Here is a 19,988-nt window from a genome sequence, read left to right as displayed (position 1 = left end):
AATTTCACAAAAGAATTTGAAAACTTATTAAAATATGGCCATCAGTTTTAGAGAATCGGGGTGGTTGTTTCATGATGAACACCACATGTTCGGGAAAAAGCAGCGGTGCAGGGTCATGATGCGTGCTTTTCTGATAAAATCGGTGTTACTATTGCTGGTTACTTCGTGTCATAAAAAAGAGGCAAATAAGCCGAATATTCTTTTTATCACGACCGATTACACCCGGGGGGTCGATGTTCCCATGGCTGGCTCCCCGTTTTTAAAAATGCCTACTATTGACCGGTTAAGCCGGGAAGGAGCGGTTTTTATCAGGCATTCCTGTGTTAGTCCTATTTGCATGCCGGCGAGGGCAACGATCGTTACAGGCAGTTATCCTCATTCACATTCATTGTGGGACAATACCGGTATCTCTGTTAAAAAAGAGGGAAAACCATTTTTGATCACTGATCTGAAAAAGCTGGGCTATAAGACTGTGGGAATTGGCAAAATGCATTTTTCACCTTTCAAGGCCGACTATGACTACGACCACAGGATCACCCAGGAGGGCAAAGACAGGCATTACAGGGATGATGACTATGAGCGATATCTGGAAGAGAGGGGGTCGAGCAGAAAAGACATTAAAAATCTGAAAGGAGACAGGAAAGTGCCCAGGGGCCAAAGTTTTTTTGACTGGCCACTGGACGAAGGCCTCCACCCCGATGCTTTTGTCGCGCATAAAACTATCGAGGCCATTAGAAATGGCGTACTGAAACAAGACAGCTCCTGGTTTATGTGGGTATCTTTTACCGGCCCTCACAACCCATGGAATGCGCCCGGCAGGCTGACAGCGGTGTACCGCAACATGGACAACCTGCCGAATGGTGATTTTGTAAAAGGGGAGCTTGCCGCCAAGCCCATAGATTTCTCCAGGCACCGGTATGGATACGGAGGCGACCTGTTTGAATATTATGACAGCCTGCCGCCGCTTGAAAAAGATAAAATGCGCCACGAATTGCGCGCTGCCCATTATGGAAGCCTGACCTATATCGATGAGTTGATCTCTGAAGTGATAACAGCACTTGAAGGGAGAGGCTTATTGGAAAACACGATGATAATTTTCACCTCAGATCATGGCAGTGCCCTCTTCGATAATGAAATGCTTCATAAAGGCGCGCATTTCCCCACCCAGTCCCTGGTACCATTTGTCGTTTGGTTCCCCGGATTTGTGAAGCCGGGAATCCGCAGGCATTTCACATCACATGCCGATGTATATGCTACATTCATGGAACTGGCTGGTCAGCAAAATCCGATGGCTACTGAGGGAGAAAGTATGGTTGAAATGTTCCGTGACCCGGAAGCTGTTGTAAATGACTTCGTAGTCATTGAAAGTGCGCTGGTGACTTCTATTATGGATGATAACTGGTTGATGGGCATTCATCATATCTCGAAGGAAACGGACTTGTATGACCTTAAAAGCGACCCTATGTGCCATGATAACCTGGCTGAAACCGCCCAATATCAACAGGTGATAGAAGCATTGAAATCTAAGCTGGTCAGTTGGAGAAAATCAAAGGCCCGGGGCAGTCAGGTAAGCGACGATCCGTTTTCCTGGAGCCGTGAACTCGGGGATTCACTCGAAATCGCAAAATATAGAAAAAGATATTTGAATGAGTACATGAGGCTGACCCGGATTGATCGGGACCGGCCTGGCAAAACCGGAGGGCACGCTGTAAAAGTTTTAAAAAATGCCGGAATATATGAACCAGGTTATGAGTAGCAAAGATCATAAATCGCGATTAATTACTATTGCGTTAGCTATTAAGGTACTGATGTTTTGCTGTTGCTGTTCTCCCAAAAAAATCCAAAAGCCAAATATACTGCTTATCATGACCGATGATATGGGGTATTCCGATTTGAGTTGTTATGGTGGAGAAATAAGTACACCCAATATCGATGGCCTTGCTGAGAATGGCATCAGGTTCACACAATTTTACAACACCGCCAGGTGCTGCCCCTCCCGTGCTTCATTGATGACAGGCCTTCATCCACATCAGACCGGACTTGGTGGAATGACCGGAAACAGCACCATATATCCGGGTTATCAGGGCGAAATTTCCTTTGAATGTGTCACAATAGCGGAAGCGTTGAAAACGGCGGGTTACAGTACCTACATGACAGGGAAATGGCACCTGACCGGAGACCGGAAAAACCGAAGAAACTGGCCGGTTCAACGTGGGTTTGACCGGTATTTCGGTACGTTGGAAGGAGGTGGAAACTTCTTCAGACCAAATGAACTGTTGCTCGGTAATGAGCAGATAGCAGTGGAAGATGGCTTTTATTACACGGATCAAATTGGCAGATACACCCAAAAATTCATTGAAGAGCATGTGGCTTCCGGTCGGGATAACCCATTTTTCTTTTATGTGGCTTTCACTGCGCCACATTTCCCATTACATGCCCCGGATTCTTCTATTCAAAAATTCAAAGGAAAATTCAATGAGGGATGGGACGTGCTGAGGGATCAACGTTTCCGGCGTATGCTGGAGCTGGGAATAGTCGATGACCGGTTTAAACTATCTCAACGGGATCCATCTGTTCCTGCGTGGCAGGATGAGGAACACAAGGAGTGGGAATTGAGGAGAATGGAAGTATATGCTGCGCAAATGTATCATATGGATCTGGCTGTAGGCCGAATTTTGGCTGCCCTGGAGCGTACCGGTCTGAAAGACAATACCCTGATCATGTTTTTATCGGACAATGGTGGCTGCGCAGAAAAAATTACCATGCGCTGGTATAATTTTTTGCAGCGTTTAATGGGTGGCCGGTACACCAAAGACGGTGATTCGGTGCTTGTTTCCAACACACCCACTGTGATGCCGGGGGCAGAAAATACTTTTCAAAGCGTGGGTAAATCATGGGCCAATTTGCAAAATACCCCTTTTCGGAAGTACAAACATTATACTTTACAGGGAGGTATCGCCACACCGCTGGTGGTACATTGGCCGGAAGGAACAAAACTGAAAAATGAAATTTTAAACCAGCCGGGTTATTTGCCCGATATAATGGCTACCTGCCTGGATGTATCCGGCGCTGATTATCCTTTAAAATATCATGAACATGATATTGTTCCCCCGGAGGGGCAAAGCCTTCTGCCTGTTATTCGGAACGGGGATGAACTGCGGGAAAGAAAAATGTTTTGGGAACACGGAGGGAACAAGGCCGTTAGAAACGGTAATTGGAAACTGGTTTTCACAAGAGGTAAAAAGCAGTGGGAATTGTTCAATTTAAAAGATGACCCTATCGAGCAAAAGGACCTTGCAGCCGAATATCCGGAAATGGCGGAGGCGTTGCAAAGGGATTGGGAGGAATGGGCATGGCGAACCCATGTTTATCCTAAAAAAGGAAAGGAAAAAAAACCAAACTGATAATTTTCAAAGAAACATTTTAGTCATCGGTCCGAAATTCAAGTAATGAATAATTATAGAAAAAGATAACATTATGATACAAAAATCAACGCTGGCTTTACTGCTTATCCTGACATTTTTTGGATGCCAAAACCACTTATCTGAAGAGGCGAAAAGTCCTCCAAAGCCCAATATCATCTATGTAATGGCCGATCAGTTGAGGTATGATATGATGGGATATGCGGGCAATTATAAAGCCATTACCCCTAACCTGGATCGCATGGCCAATGAGGGTATTAACTTTTCCAATTGTGTTTCGATCAGTCCGGTTTGTGCGCCACACCGGGCTTCGTTGATTACCGGTAAATATTCCTCGAGCACAGGGATGGTAATCAATGAACTCCGGCTCAATCCTAATCAGAAAACCATTGCACATGTCCTGACAGAAAATGGCTATAAAACCGGCTACATTGGCAAATGGCATTTGTGGGCCAACATCGCCGGGCGTCATGGCCAACTGGAAACAGCTTACACGCCTCCGGGGCCTTACAGGATGGGTTTTGATGGATACTGGGCTGCCTATAATTTCAACCATATGAATTTTAAAGGCTATTATTACAGAGACGATACGGTAAGGCACACCTATGATAAGCCTTATGAGCCTGAAGCACAATTTGATATGGCTATGGACTTTATAGAGGAGCAATCCGGCACAGATGATCCGTTTGCCTTGTTTCTCAGCGTTGGTGTTCCACATGACCCCTGGAGCAAAGACAATGTTCCGGAGAAGTATTATGAAATGTTTAAAGATACCTCATTTAAGTTACCTGATAATTTTCAGGATACGCCCGATCCTTACATGGACAGAAATACCAACCCTGAGAGGTGGGAGAAATACTGGATGAAGGAAATTCCCGAAATGAAACGCGTCTATTATGCGATGGTTACCAGCCTGGATGAATACATGGGACGGTTGATGGCTAAACTCAAAGAACTGGGAATAGATGAAAACACCATCGTTATTTTCTCTTCCGACCACGGAGAGATGTTTGGTGAAAACGGCAGGGTCTTTAAGCTTACTTTTTATGAGAGCGCTGCCCGGATACCGCTGCTTATTCGCTGGCCGGGTCAAATTCCGGCCGGATTGGTCTCGGAAGCTACCATCAATACCCCCGATCTGATGCCTACCATGCTCGGACTGGCCGGTTTAACGGCTCCCGGTGAGGTCGAGGGCATGGATCTGAGCCATACATGCCTTGGAAAACCCGGCCCCGAACCGCCATTTGCCTTTATGCAGGGAATGGGACACACCTTTTTGTGGCGTGACGGTCACGAATGGCGCGCTATCAGGGATAAGCGGTTTACTTATGCCAGGTACCTGATTGATGGGAAAGAATGCCTCTTCGACAACCGGCAAGATCCCCAGCAAACAAAAAACCTTATCGGTGATCCGTTTTATGCCGGTATCCACCGTAACATGAAAGATGCCATGGAAACAAAAATGAAGGATTTGGGAGATGAATTTAAAAAAGTCACCTGGTACAGAGATAACTGGCTGGATAACAGGAATATAATCCGGTCTGCCAGAGGAGATTTTTAAAAACAGCACGAACATTACGCAAATGTTTTGCGACTCTTGCAAAACTGTGCTCCCGGAGCAGTAGCTTGATCCGATCCCTGCACTTGTTGAGGAATAAGCCAACTATTACATGGATTACGCCTCATCCGGGATGGTACCGGTCTGCACAGGCTGTCAAAACCCGTCGGCAGATCGCAAGGATCATTATACAGATAAAACTGGTCGGAGGAACTCAGGGGAAACATGATTGTAATCCCACCATCAACCTGACCGGTGATGCGGGACTACCGATGGGGACTTATGTGTAAACGCCATGTGCATAATGTATTTCCATCCGAATCCCTGGCCGGGGTTTTATCGGTAAAAATGTTGACCGTTTCTTTAACTGACTGCAAAGGTACCAGGCAAGCCAATAACCGAAATTGTGGATGGTGATACCACGAAAAACGCCTGAATTAATCCTTTAAAAGGTAGTGGCCGAAGGGATATATCTGATTTGAGTGGTTACTTAAAAGGCTGATTGAACAGCGTTTTTGCTCAAACGGAAATTTATTTGGTTCAATGGACTCTTTTTTTGTTCATCATTGAGCGCATAAGCTTGCTGTACCTTACAGGGGTAGTTATTTTGGCTAAAGTTCACCATTTAAATGGATTCGTGAATAGGAATTATCCCTAATATTTATCTATCTTACCGCCCTGTAATTTTTAGCAGGTTAAATCAGCAATGTTGTTTATTGAAATCAATGAAAGAGGCAGCCTTTGTCAAACAGAATTTACCGATCTGGGAAGAATTTGAGCGTATAATCGAAGATACCCGCAAGGCGGATCCGGATCAACTGGCTGACTTATTTATCCGTGTTACCAATGATCTGGCCTTTTCCAGAACACAATATCCTGAGAGTCAGACAACCATTTACCTGAACAGCCTTGCTTCAAAAATCCATCATGCCATTTACCGCAACAAAAAAGAAAAGACCAGCCGTTTCGTAACATTCTGGACGAGCGAGTTACCTGCAATTCATCTCAGTGCCCACAAGCAATTTCTTTATGCCTTTGTTTTTTTTACCATTCCCGCTATCATCGGTGCACTGTCTGCCAACTATGATCAGACTTTTGCCCGTTTAATTTTGGGCGACGGATATGTGAACACGACACTTGAAAACATTGAAAAAGGGGAGCCAATGGGAATCTACAGCAGTATGGGGCAACTGAGTATGTTTTTGATTATCCTGGTAAATAATGTCGGGGTAATGCTTAAAACTTTTGCCTTCGGATTGTTTTTATCTGTGGGAACTGTGCTGATTTTATTTTACAATGGTGTCATGGTTGGGGTTTTTCAGTACTTTTTCTATATGAAAGGATTGTTTTGGATTTCATTTCTCACAATCTGGACCCACGGCACTCTGGAAATATCTGCCATCATCATTGCAGGTGCGGCAGGACTGGTAGTAGGTAACAGTATCCTATTTCCTGGCACCTATTCACGATTTCAGTCATTCAAAATAGGTATTAAAAAAGGATTAAAAATTGTGATAGGTCTGATTCCCGTCATCACGCTTGCTGCATTGCTGGAAGGGTTTGTTACCAGGATCACCTATCTGCATTGGAGTTTCAAGGCCACAATCATTGTGATTTCTGCTGTTTTTGTTTTGTATTATTATATTATTTATCCGATTAGAATTAGAAAAAATGTCACAGAGTAAGCCCATCGTAATGAGGAAAACCAGGGATTTTGGGGAAAAGCTGAATGCTACAATAGCGTTCATAAGAGCTAATTTTACAGGTTTGTTCCGCAGTATCATTTTTATTGGTGGTCCCTTCATGCTTATTACCAGCGTGTTAATGGGTTTAAACCAGAATAATGTATTGTGGTTAAGTTCCCTCAATTCGCAACCTTTTGGCTCTACCGGTGAACTGGTTACCGAGGTAATAGCTGTTTCTGTTTTAACCATGCTGTTCAGTATTCTCACTATGTCATTGATTGTGACGATTATCAACGAATACATAATCCTGTATCTTGAAAAACAAAGCAGCCAGATTGAGCCTTCCGAAGTATGGCAACGCGTGAAAAAGGATTACCTGATGATATTGATTTCCAGCATAGGATACACTGTAATCGTGTTGATCGGTACGGTTTTTTTTGTTTTACCGGGCATTTATTTGTTTGTGACTTTGTCGCTGATCTACATTGTCCAGATCGCGGAAAGAAAAGGATTCTTCAGTGCCATGAGCCGGTGTATCAGTATCATTAACGGCAAGTGGTGGAGTACATTTGGAATCAATATTGTTTGCTGGGTTATCTGGGGTGTTTTGTTGTATGCCTTATTGATACCTTATCACATTTTTACTTTTGCAGAGCTGTTTCACGACATCTCGGAGGCCGGAAATACCGAGTTCTTTGAAGAGCCTTCAGGCATTACCAAGGGACTGACCATTTTTTTCTCGGCTGTTTACATGGTAGGAAACTATATATTGATGATAATCCCCGTGATTGGGATTGCATTTCAGTATTTTAATCTGGTGGAAAGAAAAGAATCGACAGGGCTCATGCAAAAAATTGATTCTTTTGGTGCTCAAAGGTCAACAATTGTCCAGCGTGAAGAAGAGAATGAGGAATATTAAACTGTGCTTTTTCGTTCCGCTGCTGTTTATTTCAGAATTCACCTTGTCGTCACAGAGTCAGGTAAATATTCAGGAGGGAAAAACCCTGAAGTCAGATACCACGCTTGTGCGCTCCCGGACTTTTCCCTATGAAAGGATCAGGGAGTTTAAAAAAGACGGTGATTTTAACTATGGGCCGGCTACACAGCTAAAATTAAACCTGCTGCAAAGGCTTCTTCAATGGATATTGCGCCAGTTTAGCAATTACGCTGATGTGCCCGGTAGCCAGCCATGGCTTAAAACATTGTTTTATATCATCATTGGTGCTATAATCGCATACGCAATTCTAAAAGTAGCCGGAGCCGACATCAGTAAAGCATTTTATAAGTTGTCGGACAGGGGAAATCTTGAATTCGATGTAGTTGAGGAAGATATTCATCAAATGGATTTTGAAGCTTTGATAGAAGAGGCGATAAACCAAAAGGACTATAAAAAGGCGATTAGACTGTATTATCTCTATGCTTTGAAAAAGCTGGCTGACCGTGACCTGATTCAGTGGAAACCGGGGAAAACAAACCATGAATATGAACAAGAACTGGCGTCCCCTGAAATCAAGCCATCATTTGAGGATTTAAGCTATTATTTTGATTATGCGTGGTATGGGGATTTTCCGGTCAGCCAGCATATGTTTAACCGCGTAAAAGTGATTTTTAAGGATTTTAAAGCAATTATTGATACCCAATAAAGGTTATCAGGGAGTCTTTGATGAAAAAAGATCTGAAATATTATCTGATATTACTCCTGGCTTTTTCAGCGTTTATTCTTTATGAATTAAATAAACCGAAGGAGCTGAGTTGGCGGGTTTCTTTATCAAAAAGAGACAAAAATCCCTATGGCACTTACATTTTAAACGATCTGTTAGCACGCACATTAAGGCAAAGCGAGGTTAGGCATTCCAATAAAACATTGTTTGAATTGTTTCATGAGGGGGGCACTGAAAATTTGCTGATTCTCTGTCAGTCCTTTAACCCGGACGCGTCTGATTTAAACGCCCTGTTTGAGATGCTAGATGCGGGCGCCAATATATTTATAGCGTCGTCGGCATACCGTGGCAAGTTCAGAGATACACTGAATCTGGAGGTAGCCGGTATATTGCTGAATGATTCATTGAAAAATTTGGGGTTGAACTATTTAGGGGCTTTGGAGGATTCCACCCCGGTTCATTTTGTAAATCCCCATCTGGGTGATAAAAACTACTATTTTAAGAAAAGAACCGTAATCGAATATTTTGAGTCGGTCGATACTACCCGGACCCGGGTGATTGCTGAAAATGAAAGTGGCTACCCTGTTATGACCATCACTCCGTGGAGTAATGGAAACATTATCTTGACGACACTTCCGCTTAGCTTTACCAATTACTATCTGTTGTGGAATCAAAATCATGAGTTTGTTTCCGGTGCTTTATCTTATTTGCCGGATAAGGATGTGATCTGGACCGAGTATTATCAACTTGGCAGACAGGAGTCAGGCTCTCCTATAAGGTTTGTGTTGAGTAATGAGTCTTTAAGGTGGGCATATTACATTATGCTGTTCACATTACTGACCTTTGTGTTTTTTGAGGCGAAGAGAAGACAACGGATCATTCCCATCGTTAACCCCCCGGAGAACACAACCCTGGAATTTGCTGAAACGGTCAGTCACTTGTATTATAACCACGGTGATCATTTAAACCTGGCCCTGAAGAAGATTTTGTTTTTCAAAGAACAGATCAGAACCAGGTACTATGTACAAACCAGTGTATTGGATGATGACTTTTACCAGGAATTAAGTAACAAAACCGGTCAAAATATTGAAACTGTTCAAAGCCTGTTTCAACAAATTGCTCAGGTTGAGGCCAGAAAACGCATCAGCGAGACAGAACTATTCAACTTGAGCAAAAAGCTCGATGAATTTTTAAAAAATTAATAATTAATGGAAAACAACGAACAATTTGCCAGCAGAATTGACCTTTCCCAATTAAAGGACAGCGTCGCCGCCATAAAAAGTGAGATAGCCAGGGTCATAGTTGGGCAGGATAAAATGATTGAACTGCTCCTTACGGCCATCCTGGCCGATGGGCATGTACTTCTCGAAGGTGTCCCGGGCGTAGCCAAAACCCTCACAGCCAAGTTAATTGCAAAGATTGTCGATGTCGATTTCTCAAGAATCCAGTTTACGCCTGATTTAATGCCATCGGATATATTGGGCACTTCTGTTTTTAACGTAAAGACCTCAGAATTTGAATTTAAGAGCGGGCCCGTTTTTGCCAATATTGTTCTTATTGATGAGATTAACCGTGCCCCTGCAAAGACCCAGGCAGCACTTTTTGAGGTGATGGAAGAGCGGCAGGTGTCTATCGATGGCCAAAGATTTGCCATGAATCCGCCGTTTATTACCATAGCCACCCAAAATCCCATTGATCAGGAAGGTACCTACAGGCTTCCTGAAGCACAACTGGATCGTTTCTTATTTAAAATATCCGTGGGTTATCCTTCTTTGGAAGAAGAAATCCTTATCATCGAAGGAGAGCATGGGCGGAAAGAAGACCCGGTTGCCAGTATAAAAACCATATTAAGCGGGGAAGAAATAGCAGATTACAGGCAGAAGGTGGCAGAGCTTCATGTCGAGCGTAACCTGATGAAGTATATCGCTGAAATTGTGCATGAAACCAGGCAGAACAAATCGCTTTACCTGGGTGCCTCCCCCAGGGCCTCGTTGGGGATTTTAGGAGCTTCCAAAGCGCTTGCGGCGATCAGGGGCCGCGATTTTGTTGTTCCTGAGGATATCAAGGAAGTTACTTTTCCGGTCCTGGGCCATAGGTTATTACTCACTCCCGAAAAGGAAATGGAAGGCCTTGGCACGGCTCAGGTCATTGACCGGATAATTGATAAAATTGAGGTACCCAGGTAGGTGAAAATTGTAAGGGCGCTATATCTCAAAAACCGGCTTTTTGCGGTAATTGCTGCGGTCATTTTGCTGTTCATTGTAAGCTTTGAGCTGACGGTATTGCTGCCTGTGGCTAAACTTTTTTTGATGGTGCTGCTGGCCATCCTTTTGGTGGATGGCCTGCTTTTGTTCCGTGTGCAAAAGGGGATTTATGCCCGTAGAATTTGTCCTGACAAACTTTCTAACGGGGATGAAAACGAATTGCAGATATATCTCGAGAACTATTATAATTTCCGGATACACTTGTCAGTGATTGATGAACTTCCCCCACAGTTCCAAAAGCGCGACCTGCATTTTGATCTAACCATAAAAGGCAGGGCAACCAAAATCCTGAATTACCATGTAAGACCTGTTAAAAGGGGAGAGTATGTGTTTGGGGCGGTGAATGTATTTGTATCCAGTGACCTTGGACTGATCAGCAGGAGATTTAAATTTTCACAGGATAAAATGGTGCCTGTTTATCCTTCATTTATACAAATGATGAAATATGAGTTACTGGCGATTTCAAATCATCTGAAAGAGTTTGGAATCAAAAAAATCAGGAGGATAGGGCACAGCATGGAGTTCGAGCACATCAAAGAATATGTGGTTGGAGATGATTACCGGACTGTAAACTGGAAGGCTACCGCGAGGCGTGGTACGCTGATGGTAAACAATTACCAGGATGAAAAATCACAGCAGGTCTTTTGCCTTATTGACAAGGGAAGGGTAATGAAAATGCCTTTTGAGGGTATGACCCTGCTCGACTATGCCATTAACGCCTCACTGGCCATGGCCAATATAGCCATTAAAAAAGACGACAAAGCCGGCCTGATCACTTTTCAGCATAAAATCAACGCCATAGTGCCGGCCAGCAAGCGGGGAGCGCAGATGTATCATATCATGGAAACCCTTTACAATCAGAAAACCGGCTATCAGGAGTCTGATTATTCGGTTTTATATAACACGGTCAAATACAAAATTACGCATAGAAGCCTGTTGATACTTTTTACCAACTTTGAAACCGTATCGTCCATGGAGCGTCAAATGCCTTACTTGAAAAAACTGGCACGTGAACACTTACTCGTGGTGATCTTTTTTGAAAATACCACACTCACATCTCTTACAGGGATCAGGCCAGGAAACATCGAGGAAATTTACAAAAAAACTATCGCTGAAAAATTTGTATTTGATAAAAATTTGATAGTAAAAGAGTTAAAGGCCCATGGTATCCAGACCGTATTGACTGCCCCGGAAAACCTTACTGTCAATACTATTAACAAGTATCTGGAATTGAAGGCACGAGGATTTATTTAATGGGCCTTGGAATTATAGTATGGCTTTGTGCCTTCGTGGTGAAAAGAGGTTAACCACAAAGACACCAAGGCACAAAGAGACACAAAGCGTTTTGTCGTAAACGTCGGGGAACAGCAATGTCTCGTTAGTGCCACTCGACACTATCCCTATTTCAGAAATTTGCACTATCTTGAGGTTTACACTATCTTGGTATTATGATTGGTTATGCCGAACCAGCACGCTTATATTCAATTAAAAACAATCAATACCCTGAATGATGAAAAACCTTTGTCCGATCATCCTGTATATATCTCTTGTTATTGTCGGTGTTAGCTGTAAAGATGCTGGTCATGAGGTAGCTGACCTGGTGATCAAAAACGGAAATATTTATACGGTCAGTAACGCCAGCCCAAAAGCCGGGGCAGTCGCTGTTGCAGGAGGAGTTATAGTAGATGTGGGAGCTAACGAAACGATAGACCGCTGGATTGGAAAGGATACAGAAGTGATAGATTTGCAGGGAAAAACCATGACTCCTGGTTTAATCGAGGGGCACGGTCATTTTTTAGGCATGGGCCAGGCAAAACTGAATCTTGAGTTACTGGATGTGACCAGCTATGAACAACTGACGGAAAGAGTAGCCGAGGCGGTGGAGGAGGCCTCTCCGGGCGAGTGGATCCTGGGAAGGGGTTGGCATCAAAGTAAGTGGGACAGTATTTCCGGTACTGTGGTTAAAGGGTTTCAGACACATGAAATGTTAAGTGCCGTTTCGCCTGATAATCCTGTTTTTTTGAGACATGCCAGCGGTCATGCGGGATTTGCGAATGCCAAAGCGATGGAAATTGCCGGAGTCGGGCTGTTGGCAAAAGAAAGTTTATCAAAAGAAGATACCCATGGCGGGGAAATAATCAGGGACGAACAAGGAAATCCCACTGGCATATTTAATGAAACAGCGATGGGTCTGATTGGCAAACATATTCCCGACGCTGACGTGGGCAAGGACCGAAGGGCCATGGAACTGGCCATACAGGAATGCCTTGAAAATGGTATTACGAGTTTTCAGGACGCCGGTGCCGGCAGAAACCAAATAAAACTTGCCAGGGATTTCCTGCATGAAGGCAAGCTAAGCGTACGACTTTGGATGATGGTTTCGAGCAGGGATACTACCTTATTAAATGAGTGGTACGCCAGAGGGCCGGAAATAGGTCTCGGCGACAATTTTCTGACCATCCGCGCTATAAAAATACATGCTGATGGCGCCCTTGGATCACGTGGTGCCTGGTTGCTGGCCGAGTATGCGGACCGGTCTGGTCATTTCGGTCATGAAACCACACCCATGCAATTTGTGTATGAAGTGGCAAAAAAAGGTTTGAAACATGGATTCCAGGTATGCACTCATGCTATTGGTGACCGCACCAACCGTGAGGTGCTGGATATGTATGAAAAGGCTTTCAAAGAAAATCCGGAGGCCGCCAGGTATGCGCGCTACAGGATAGAGCATGCCCAGCATTTGCATCCGGCTGATATACCTCGTTTTGGCGAGCTGGGTGTCATTCCGGCCATGCAGGCCATACACATGTCTTCGGATCGCCCCTGGGCCATTGACAGATTGGGCGAAAAGCGAATCATCGATGGTGCATATGTCTGGCAAAAATTACTGCAATCGGGGGCGGTTATTGTCAACGGTACCGATGTACCGGTAGAGCCCATCGATCCCATTGCCTCGTTTTATGCCAGTATCAGCAGAAAAACCTTAAAAGGTGAGCCCGAGGAAGGATACGAGCCCGATCAGAAAATGACCAGGGCACAGGCCCTGAAATCCTACACGTTGGATGCGGCTTATGGTGCTTTTGAGGAAAATATAAAAGGATCTGTTGAGCCTGGAAAAGTGGCGGATTTTACCGTTTATTCCCAGGATCTGATGCAGGTGCCGGAAAGTGAAGTGCTGAAAACCAGGATCGACATGACGATTGTCAATGGAAAAATCGAATATATACGGGATTAAAATAGCATTATTTGTAGATGGTGTTGTAGATTAATTCCACAATCTGCGCCTCCAATCCCCACCGGAGCGGCCGATTTCATATTACGGTTTTTGACGGATAACTAAAAAATCTTCAAAATTAGGCTTTAATCGTACATTTTGTGTTTTTCCGGTTTTTTGGCACATTATTTACAAATACTAAAATGAATCAAAAGCAACAATTGGAGATTATTATGAAAAAGTTTCTTATTATCTTGTTAATTGGTGTCGGTACATTTGCCTGTAACACCAAAGAATTGGAGCAAAAGATTGCTACTTTGACTGAGGAAAATCAGAAGCTGTTGGCAGAAACCGGTAACAAAGATGCGTCTATCGCTTCATTCATGGATTCTTTCACTGAGATAGAGAAGAATCTGGCTGAAATCAGAGCGAGAGAAAATAATATCGCGATCACTAATAGTGACAATAAGTTGACCGAAGAGGATATCAAAGCAAAAATTGCAGAAGATATTGCAGCAATTAATGAATTGATGGCTCAAAATAAAGAGACTATTGCTTCACTCGACAAGCAATTAAAAAGATCATATGGCAGTAATGCCAGGGTCAAAAAGGCCATGGAAACGCTGAAAGAAGAACTGACAGTACAAATTGAGGAAAAAGATCAGCAAATAGCATTGCTTAAAAAAGATCTGGAAGAGATGAATTTTACTGTAGCTGAATTAAATGCTACAATTGACACGCTTTCTATAGAAAATGCCAATCAGGCACAAATTATCGGAGACAAAGTGATTGAGCTTAACACTGCGTACTACACTGTAAGCACCAGAAAAGAACTGGTTAGCGAAAATGTAGTAAGTAAGGAAGGTGGTTTTCTGGGTATTGGTAAGATTAATTCTTTAAAAGCTGACTTCAATAAAGATGTTTTTAGCAAAATTGACATCACTGAAGTTAAATCTTTCCCGATAAACGGTAAAAAAGTGGAGTTGGTAACCAACCATCCTGAAGACTCTTACACTTTCGAAAAAGTCGATGATAAAAACGTAGAAAGCCTAATAATACTGGATCCTGAGAAGTTTTGGAATTCTTCAAAGTATCTGGTAGTAATGGTGGATTAACCCCAATCTCCATCCATATATAGATTCTCACCACGAGAATCCACCAGAAGCCAGTTTTCACCTGCTGGCTTCTTCTTTTTTTTACTTTTTCTATAATTCAATTCACAATCTGGTACCAGCGTAGTGTGGCTGTCGCACAACTTAAGCATGTGCCTGTATTTTTATTTATACCCAAAAAACTCTGTGTCTCTTTGTGTCTTGGTGCCTTTGTGGTTGACCATTTTTCACCACGGAGGCACCAAGACACAAAGAGGCACAAAGAGTGGTGTGACGCAATGACGTTTTTGCGCATGCCATTCTTTTTTTTTCTGTTGGTCATAAACAGCGATTATGTGGCGGTCATACTATTTTGAAGATAGGTTCGGGACCTTTGGCCGCACTGGTGTCAATGGATTTTCGGTAAGCCCTCGACACAATCAGCTTTTTGAAAAAATATTTTTCTTCAACCAACTGCAGGTTTTGATCCTGGAAGAAATGATCGAACTCAGGCAATCTGTTGGCCTCTAAATTAGTTGTAATCTTAAAAAAAGCGAACATTATTTTTACAAGCAGGTTTTGCCACCAATAATGTGCTTGTCCTTTTTGTAACTGAAAGTCTGTGAATAACCATAGCCCCGTTGTATTGAGGCGATCAAACAGGAGGTTGATCAAAACCCCGAGCCTGTCTTTCATAAATTGATCCAGAAAAAAATTAGTGATAACGACATCAAATTTTTCTACTGCCGGTAATTTTGATTCATCCCCTTCTATAAAGCTAACCCGGCAGATCATACTTTGCTCAAGCCTTCTCCGGGCAAATGCCATCATTTTGCTGGATTTTTCAAGATAAACCACGTGGGCCTGCCGATCGCCTTCCAATATGGCAGGCAGGATCTGACCAGTGCCACCCCCAATCAGAAGTATTTTGGCGCCCTGGGGTAAAAAGTCGAGGCAATGAGATTTGGCCTGTAAGAGCGATTTCCCAAAAATTATTCTGGCCAGAAAATCGTAATAGGGAGCCAGGCGGTCGTATCTGTTTTTGATCACAAACTAATGACCAGGATGGGGTAAAGGAATATGGCATCACCATAAACCCGGTAACGTTCCTTTTTGCTGAAGTACTCCTTTTTAAACGTGATGATTCCCAAAGTAATGCTCATGGTCAGAATCACCATCTGATACAGAATACTATGCAGATTGGAGGAGGAGATAAATGAGTAAATGGGATAAACACCGGATAGGATTAGAAGTGTCCAAATGATGATGAGTGTAAGTTTCGGTCCGGCAAACTGCACAAAAGAGGTATGGCCATCTTTTTTATCGATATTTTCTTCTATCAGTGCAAATAACAGCAGGTTAATCAACGCCAGTCCCAGATACTGACCATATAAAATCCACAAATCGGTACTGATAGCACCTTTATAAATACTTAGCGGCACAAGGAATATCCCCGAAACATAGATGATCGCCACTAAAAATTCTTTATGTAAAGAAGGCCTTATGCCAATCAATTTCAGCACCAGGAAATGTGAAAGGATTACCACCAGCAAGATAGCTCCCCAGAAAACGGTCTTTCCCGGTAAAAAAGCGAGTGATACCAAACCGATGGATGAGGCGATAATAAATAAATAAACCAGGGGTTTAAAATATTTTTTGTGATAAAAGTGGCGTAATGAGTGAGGTTTATGTTTAATATGGTAGGCATCCATTAAATGATCTGCGGTATAAATCAGCCAAACGCAGATGGCGAGTGTGAATAATGGAGCAATTTCAATCCTGACACCGACGTAGTTAGCAATGAATATGGCGCTAATACAGGCACCTATTACAACATCTACACTTAAAATCCTTAAATAACGGTATATCTTAACCAGAATCTCCAAAATTTCAGTAGCTTTTAGATTTTTGGGGAGTTAAAAAAAGCTCATTAACCTTAATGAGCCTTAATACATATAACGAAATTTTTTGTTAATTGTTGGAAAGTGCCTCCGCACCACCTACAATTTCAAGAATTTCCTTGGTGATGGCAGCCTGCCTGGTCCGGTTATAGGTAAGCCTTAATTCTTTTAATAATTCACTGGCATTTTCGGTGGCTTTGTCCATAGCAGTCATTCTGGCTCCCTGTTCCGAAGCATTGGATTCCAATAAGGCTTTGTAAAACCCTACCTTTAAAGATTTGGGAATCAACTCTTTGATGATGGTTTCCTTAGTGGGCTCAAAAATATAGTCAATATTGGATGTATCTGTATCTGTTTCGTTTTCTGTTGGGGTCACAGGCAAAAACTGCTCTTTGCGCAAAATTTGGGTGGCTACGTTTTTGAATTCATTGTAAATGATTTCCACTACATCAAATTCTCCACTTTTAAAACCATCCATAGCAAATTCTGCTGCTTTTCTGGCATCGTCAAAATTCAAATCACCAAAAAGCCCTGCATAATCGTCGATCAGGTGATATTTTCTTTTCTTAAAGTAATCGTAAGCCTTTTTCCCAATAGGTAATATATAAACGTTATCGTTACCTTTCTGCTCCTGATATTTTTCCTCTATCAGCGATAAAGTTCCTTTAAATACAGTGCTGTTAAAAGCCCCACATAACCCCCGGTCTGATGAAACTACCACCAGCAACACTTTCTCCTTCGGTTTTTGCGCTGCGTATATATTGATCAGATCATCTTCCACCCCTGAAGATACATTGGACAGAATTACAGATAATTTGTTGGCATAAGGCCGCATTTGAATGATCCTGTCCTGGGCCCTGCGCAGCTTCGCCGCTGCCACCATTTTCATGGCTTTGGTAATCTGCTGGGTAGAGATTACCGACATGATCCGGTTTTTAACTTCTTTTAGATTCGCCATTTTTTGTAATCAGAATAGCTGATTCTTTCAATTACCCGATAGATTTAACTTTCATATTTTTTGGAAAGGTCCAATGCTACCTTTTTAAGCGTTTCGGTTACATTGTCATCCAGCTTACCACTCCTCAAGGTCTCCAGTGTGTCGTTATATTGTGCTTCCAGTAATCCCAGGTATTCACTTTCAAATTCTTTTACCCTGTTGATAGGCACGTTGTCCATCAGTCCGGTAGTGGACACGTAAATGATAGCTACCTGGTTTTCAACCGGAACGGGGCTGTACTGTCCCTGCTTCAATATTTCAAGGTTTCGCCTTCCCCTTTCAATCGTCAACTTGGTGGCTGCGTCGAGATCGGAGCCGAATTTGGCAAAAGCTTCCAGTTCTCTGAATTGCGCCTGATCGAGTTTCAGGGTGCCGGCTACTTTTTTCATCGGTTTGATCTGCGCTGAACCACCCACTCTCGATACGGAAATACCCACGTTAATGGCAGGTCTGACTCCGGCATTAAAAAGGTTGGTTTCCAGGAATATCTGACCATCTGTAATCGATATAACGTTGGTGGGGATGTAGGCAGAGACGTCACCGGCCTGTGTTTCTATGATAGGCAGGGCTGTCAGTGAACCGCCACCTTTTACCAGATGTCTGATCGAATCGGGCAGGTCATTCATGGCTTGGGCAATGTCATTACTTTCATTGATTTTTGCGGCCCTTTCCAGCAATCTCGAGTGCAGATAAAATACGTCGCCAGGATAAGCTTCACGCCCCGGAGGTCTTCTCAGTAACAATGAAACCTCTCTGTACGCCACTGCCTGTTTCGAGAGATCGTCATAAACGACAAGGGCGGGACGACCGGTGTCCCTGAAATACTCTCCTATGGCGGCACCGGTAAATGGTGCAAAGAATTGCATGGGTGCAGGGTCGGAAGCACTAGCAGCAACTACAATGGTATAGTCCATGGCACCCCCTTTTTCCAGGGCAGACACCACATTGGCTACCGTAGAGGCTTTTTGACCGATGGCCACATATATACAAAATACGGGCTCACCTTTCTCATAGAACTCTTTCTGGTTAATAATGGTGTCTATCGCCACCGCACTTTTTCCGGTTTGTCTGTCACCGATGATAAGCTCTCTTTGTCCCCGTCCGATAGGAATCATGGAATCTATGGCTTTGATACCTGTTTGTAGTGGTTCGTTAACCGGACGCCTGTAGATTACCCCGGGGGCTTTTCTCTCTAATGGCATATCGTAAAGTTCTCCTTCGAAAGGCCCTTTACCGTCAATGGGATTACCCAAGGTATCCACTACCCGTCCCACTAAACCGTCCCCCACTTTAATGGAAGCAATCTGTTTGGTTCTCTTGACTGTATCCCCTTCTTTGATCTCCTGAGAATCCCCTAACAATACCGCACCCACATTGTCCTCTTCAAGATTTAGTACAAGTGCTTTAAGCCCATTTTCAAACGCCAATAATTCACCTGATTGCGCTTGTGAAAGTCCGTAGATCCTTGCCACACCATCGCCCACCTGCAGTACCGTACCTACTTCCTCCAGCTCAGCCTCTGTTCTGTAATTTGATAACTGTTCCCTCAATATTGCTGAAACTTCATCGGGTCTTACTTCTGCCATTATATTTTAATTTTAATTTGCAATAACGTCATAAGCCTGCTTTGTTGTCAAAGGGCTGTTACCTGTTGATTGCGTTGAAATTTTAATTTTAATTCTTTTAACTTCCCTGATAAGCTGTCATCTACCTGTCTGTCACTGAATTTCAGCACAAATCCACCCAAAATCTCTTTATCTACCTTTTCCTCCAACTCTACTTTTTTACCGGTCATATTTCTTACTACTGTGATAAATTCCTTTCTCAGGTCTTCGGTAAGCGGGAAAGTGGTAGTAACTTCAGCGGTTTCTATTCCTTTGTAAATATTGTATTGAAATAAAAATTGCCTGCATATGGAAGGTAAATAACTTTCCCGCTGCTTTTGTGTAATCAACCTGAATATAGACATACTTACTTTATGAAACTTTTTCGAGAAAATCTCATCCAGTATCTTCAGTTTCTTATGTGGATTGATAATGGGATTTTTTAGCATAAGGTAAAAATCCCTGCTTTGACGGCAAATATTGTCAAATGTTCGCATGTCGCTGTGCACCTCCTCGACTACTCCTTGCTCAATAGACAAGTCCAGCAATGATTTGGCATATCTTGAAGCAACTTTAAAATCAGACATTGAC

Annotated in this window: 17 protein-coding genes; 12 read left to right on the top strand and 5 right to left on the bottom strand. The window is 43.0% G+C overall.

Features of this window, described 5'->3' with window-relative positions; all coding sequences use genetic code 11:
* Positions 1–34 precede the first annotated feature (34 nt).
* From AC04NP_RS18365 to AC04NP_RS18310, 12 genes are all read left to right on the top strand, one after another.
* Entirely contained in the window at positions 35–1,756 is a 1,722-nt protein-coding gene (locus tag AC04NP_RS18365; protein ID WP_482861387.1) for a sulfatase family protein, read from the top strand.
* A complete protein-coding gene (locus AC04NP_RS18360; RefSeq protein ID WP_482861469.1) occupies positions 1,737–3,404 on the top strand; it encodes an arylsulfatase in 1,668 nt (555 codons plus the stop codon). The genes AC04NP_RS18365 and AC04NP_RS18360 overlap by 20 nt, the downstream gene beginning before the upstream one ends.
* A 73-nt stretch (positions 3,405–3,477) precedes the next feature.
* On the top strand, positions 3,478–4,983 hold the full coding sequence (locus AC04NP_RS18355) for a sulfatase family protein (RefSeq protein ID WP_482861386.1): 1,506 nt from the start codon (positions 3,478–3,480) through the stop codon (positions 4,981–4,983).
* An 86-nt stretch (positions 4,984–5,069) separates the two neighbouring features.
* On the top strand, positions 5,070–5,270 hold the full coding sequence (locus tag AC04NP_RS18350) for a hypothetical protein (RefSeq protein ID WP_482861385.1): 201 nt from the start codon (positions 5,070–5,072) through the stop codon (positions 5,268–5,270).
* 435 nt (positions 5,271–5,705) lie between these two features.
* Positions 5,706–6,665, top strand: coding sequence for a stage II sporulation protein M (locus AC04NP_RS18345; RefSeq protein WP_482861384.1), 960 nt, complete (start codon positions 5,706–5,708; stop codon positions 6,663–6,665).
* Complete coding sequence (locus tag AC04NP_RS18340) at positions 6,652–7,584, top strand: hypothetical protein (RefSeq protein ID WP_482861383.1); 933 nt, start codon at positions 6,652–6,654, stop codon at positions 7,582–7,584. The genes AC04NP_RS18345 and AC04NP_RS18340 overlap by 14 nt, the downstream gene beginning before the upstream one ends.
* A complete protein-coding gene (locus tag AC04NP_RS18335) occupies positions 7,559–8,308 on the top strand; it encodes a DUF4129 domain-containing protein (protein ID WP_482861382.1) in 750 nt (249 codons plus the stop codon). Before AC04NP_RS18340 ends, AC04NP_RS18335 begins: the two co-directional genes overlap by 26 nt.
* Positions 8,309–8,328: 20 nt before the next feature.
* Positions 8,329–9,528: a DUF4350 domain-containing protein gene (locus tag AC04NP_RS18330; RefSeq protein WP_482861381.1), complete on the top strand. Its 1,200-nt coding sequence runs from the start codon at positions 8,329–8,331 to the stop codon at positions 9,526–9,528.
* A 6-nt stretch (positions 9,529–9,534) separates the two neighbouring features.
* Complete coding sequence (locus tag AC04NP_RS18325; RefSeq protein ID WP_482861380.1) at positions 9,535–10,512, top strand: AAA family ATPase; 978 nt, start codon at positions 9,535–9,537, stop codon at positions 10,510–10,512.
* Positions 10,513–11,844: a DUF58 domain-containing protein gene (locus AC04NP_RS18320; protein ID WP_482861379.1), complete on the top strand. Its 1,332-nt coding sequence runs from the start codon at positions 10,513–10,515 to the stop codon at positions 11,842–11,844. It abuts the gene before it with no gap.
* A 256-nt stretch (positions 11,845–12,100) separates the two neighbouring features.
* Positions 12,101–13,825 (top strand): amidohydrolase, encoded by a 1,725-nt coding sequence (locus AC04NP_RS18315; protein WP_482861468.1) that lies wholly within the window; start codon positions 12,101–12,103, stop codon positions 13,823–13,825.
* Between the two features lie 212 nt (positions 13,826–14,037).
* Positions 14,038–14,919: a Cbp1 family collagen-binding glycoprotein adhesin gene (locus AC04NP_RS18310; protein WP_482861378.1), complete on the top strand. Its 882-nt coding sequence runs from the start codon at positions 14,038–14,040 to the stop codon at positions 14,917–14,919.
* 339 nt (positions 14,920–15,258) lie between these two features.
* On the opposite strand, the gene AC04NP_RS18305 is transcribed toward AC04NP_RS18310, so the two are convergent.
* The 5 genes from AC04NP_RS18305 to atpH all read right to left on the bottom strand — a co-directional run bounded on the left by AC04NP_RS18305 (position 15,259) and on the right by atpH (position 19,984).
* Complete coding sequence (locus tag AC04NP_RS18305) at positions 15,259–15,945, bottom strand: class I SAM-dependent methyltransferase (protein ID WP_482861377.1); 687 nt, start codon at positions 15,943–15,945, stop codon at positions 15,259–15,261.
* Entirely contained in the window at positions 15,942–16,781 is an 840-nt protein-coding gene (locus AC04NP_RS18300; protein ID WP_482861376.1) for a hypothetical protein, read from the bottom strand. Before AC04NP_RS18300 ends, AC04NP_RS18305 begins: the two co-directional genes overlap by 4 nt.
* 85 nt (positions 16,782–16,866) lie before the next feature.
* The gene (gene atpG / locus AC04NP_RS18295) at positions 16,867–17,754 is read right to left on the bottom strand and encodes an ATP synthase F1 subunit gamma (protein WP_482861375.1); all 888 of its coding nucleotides are present in this window, start codon (positions 17,752–17,754) and stop codon (positions 16,867–16,869) included.
* Between the two features lie 44 nt (positions 17,755–17,798).
* Complete coding sequence (gene atpA / locus AC04NP_RS18290; protein ID WP_482861374.1) at positions 17,799–19,379, bottom strand: F0F1 ATP synthase subunit alpha; 1,581 nt, start codon at positions 19,377–19,379, stop codon at positions 17,799–17,801.
* A gap of 47 nt (positions 19,380–19,426) precedes the next feature.
* On the bottom strand, positions 19,427–19,984 hold the full coding sequence (gene atpH, locus AC04NP_RS18285) for an ATP synthase F1 subunit delta (RefSeq protein ID WP_482861373.1): 558 nt from the start codon (positions 19,982–19,984) through the stop codon (positions 19,427–19,429).
* Between the last annotated feature and the right edge of the window lie 4 nt (positions 19,985–19,988).

This window comes from Agaribacillus sp. DX54, assembly GCF_056858335.1.
This window is presented reverse-complemented; position numbering and strand designations above follow the sequence as displayed.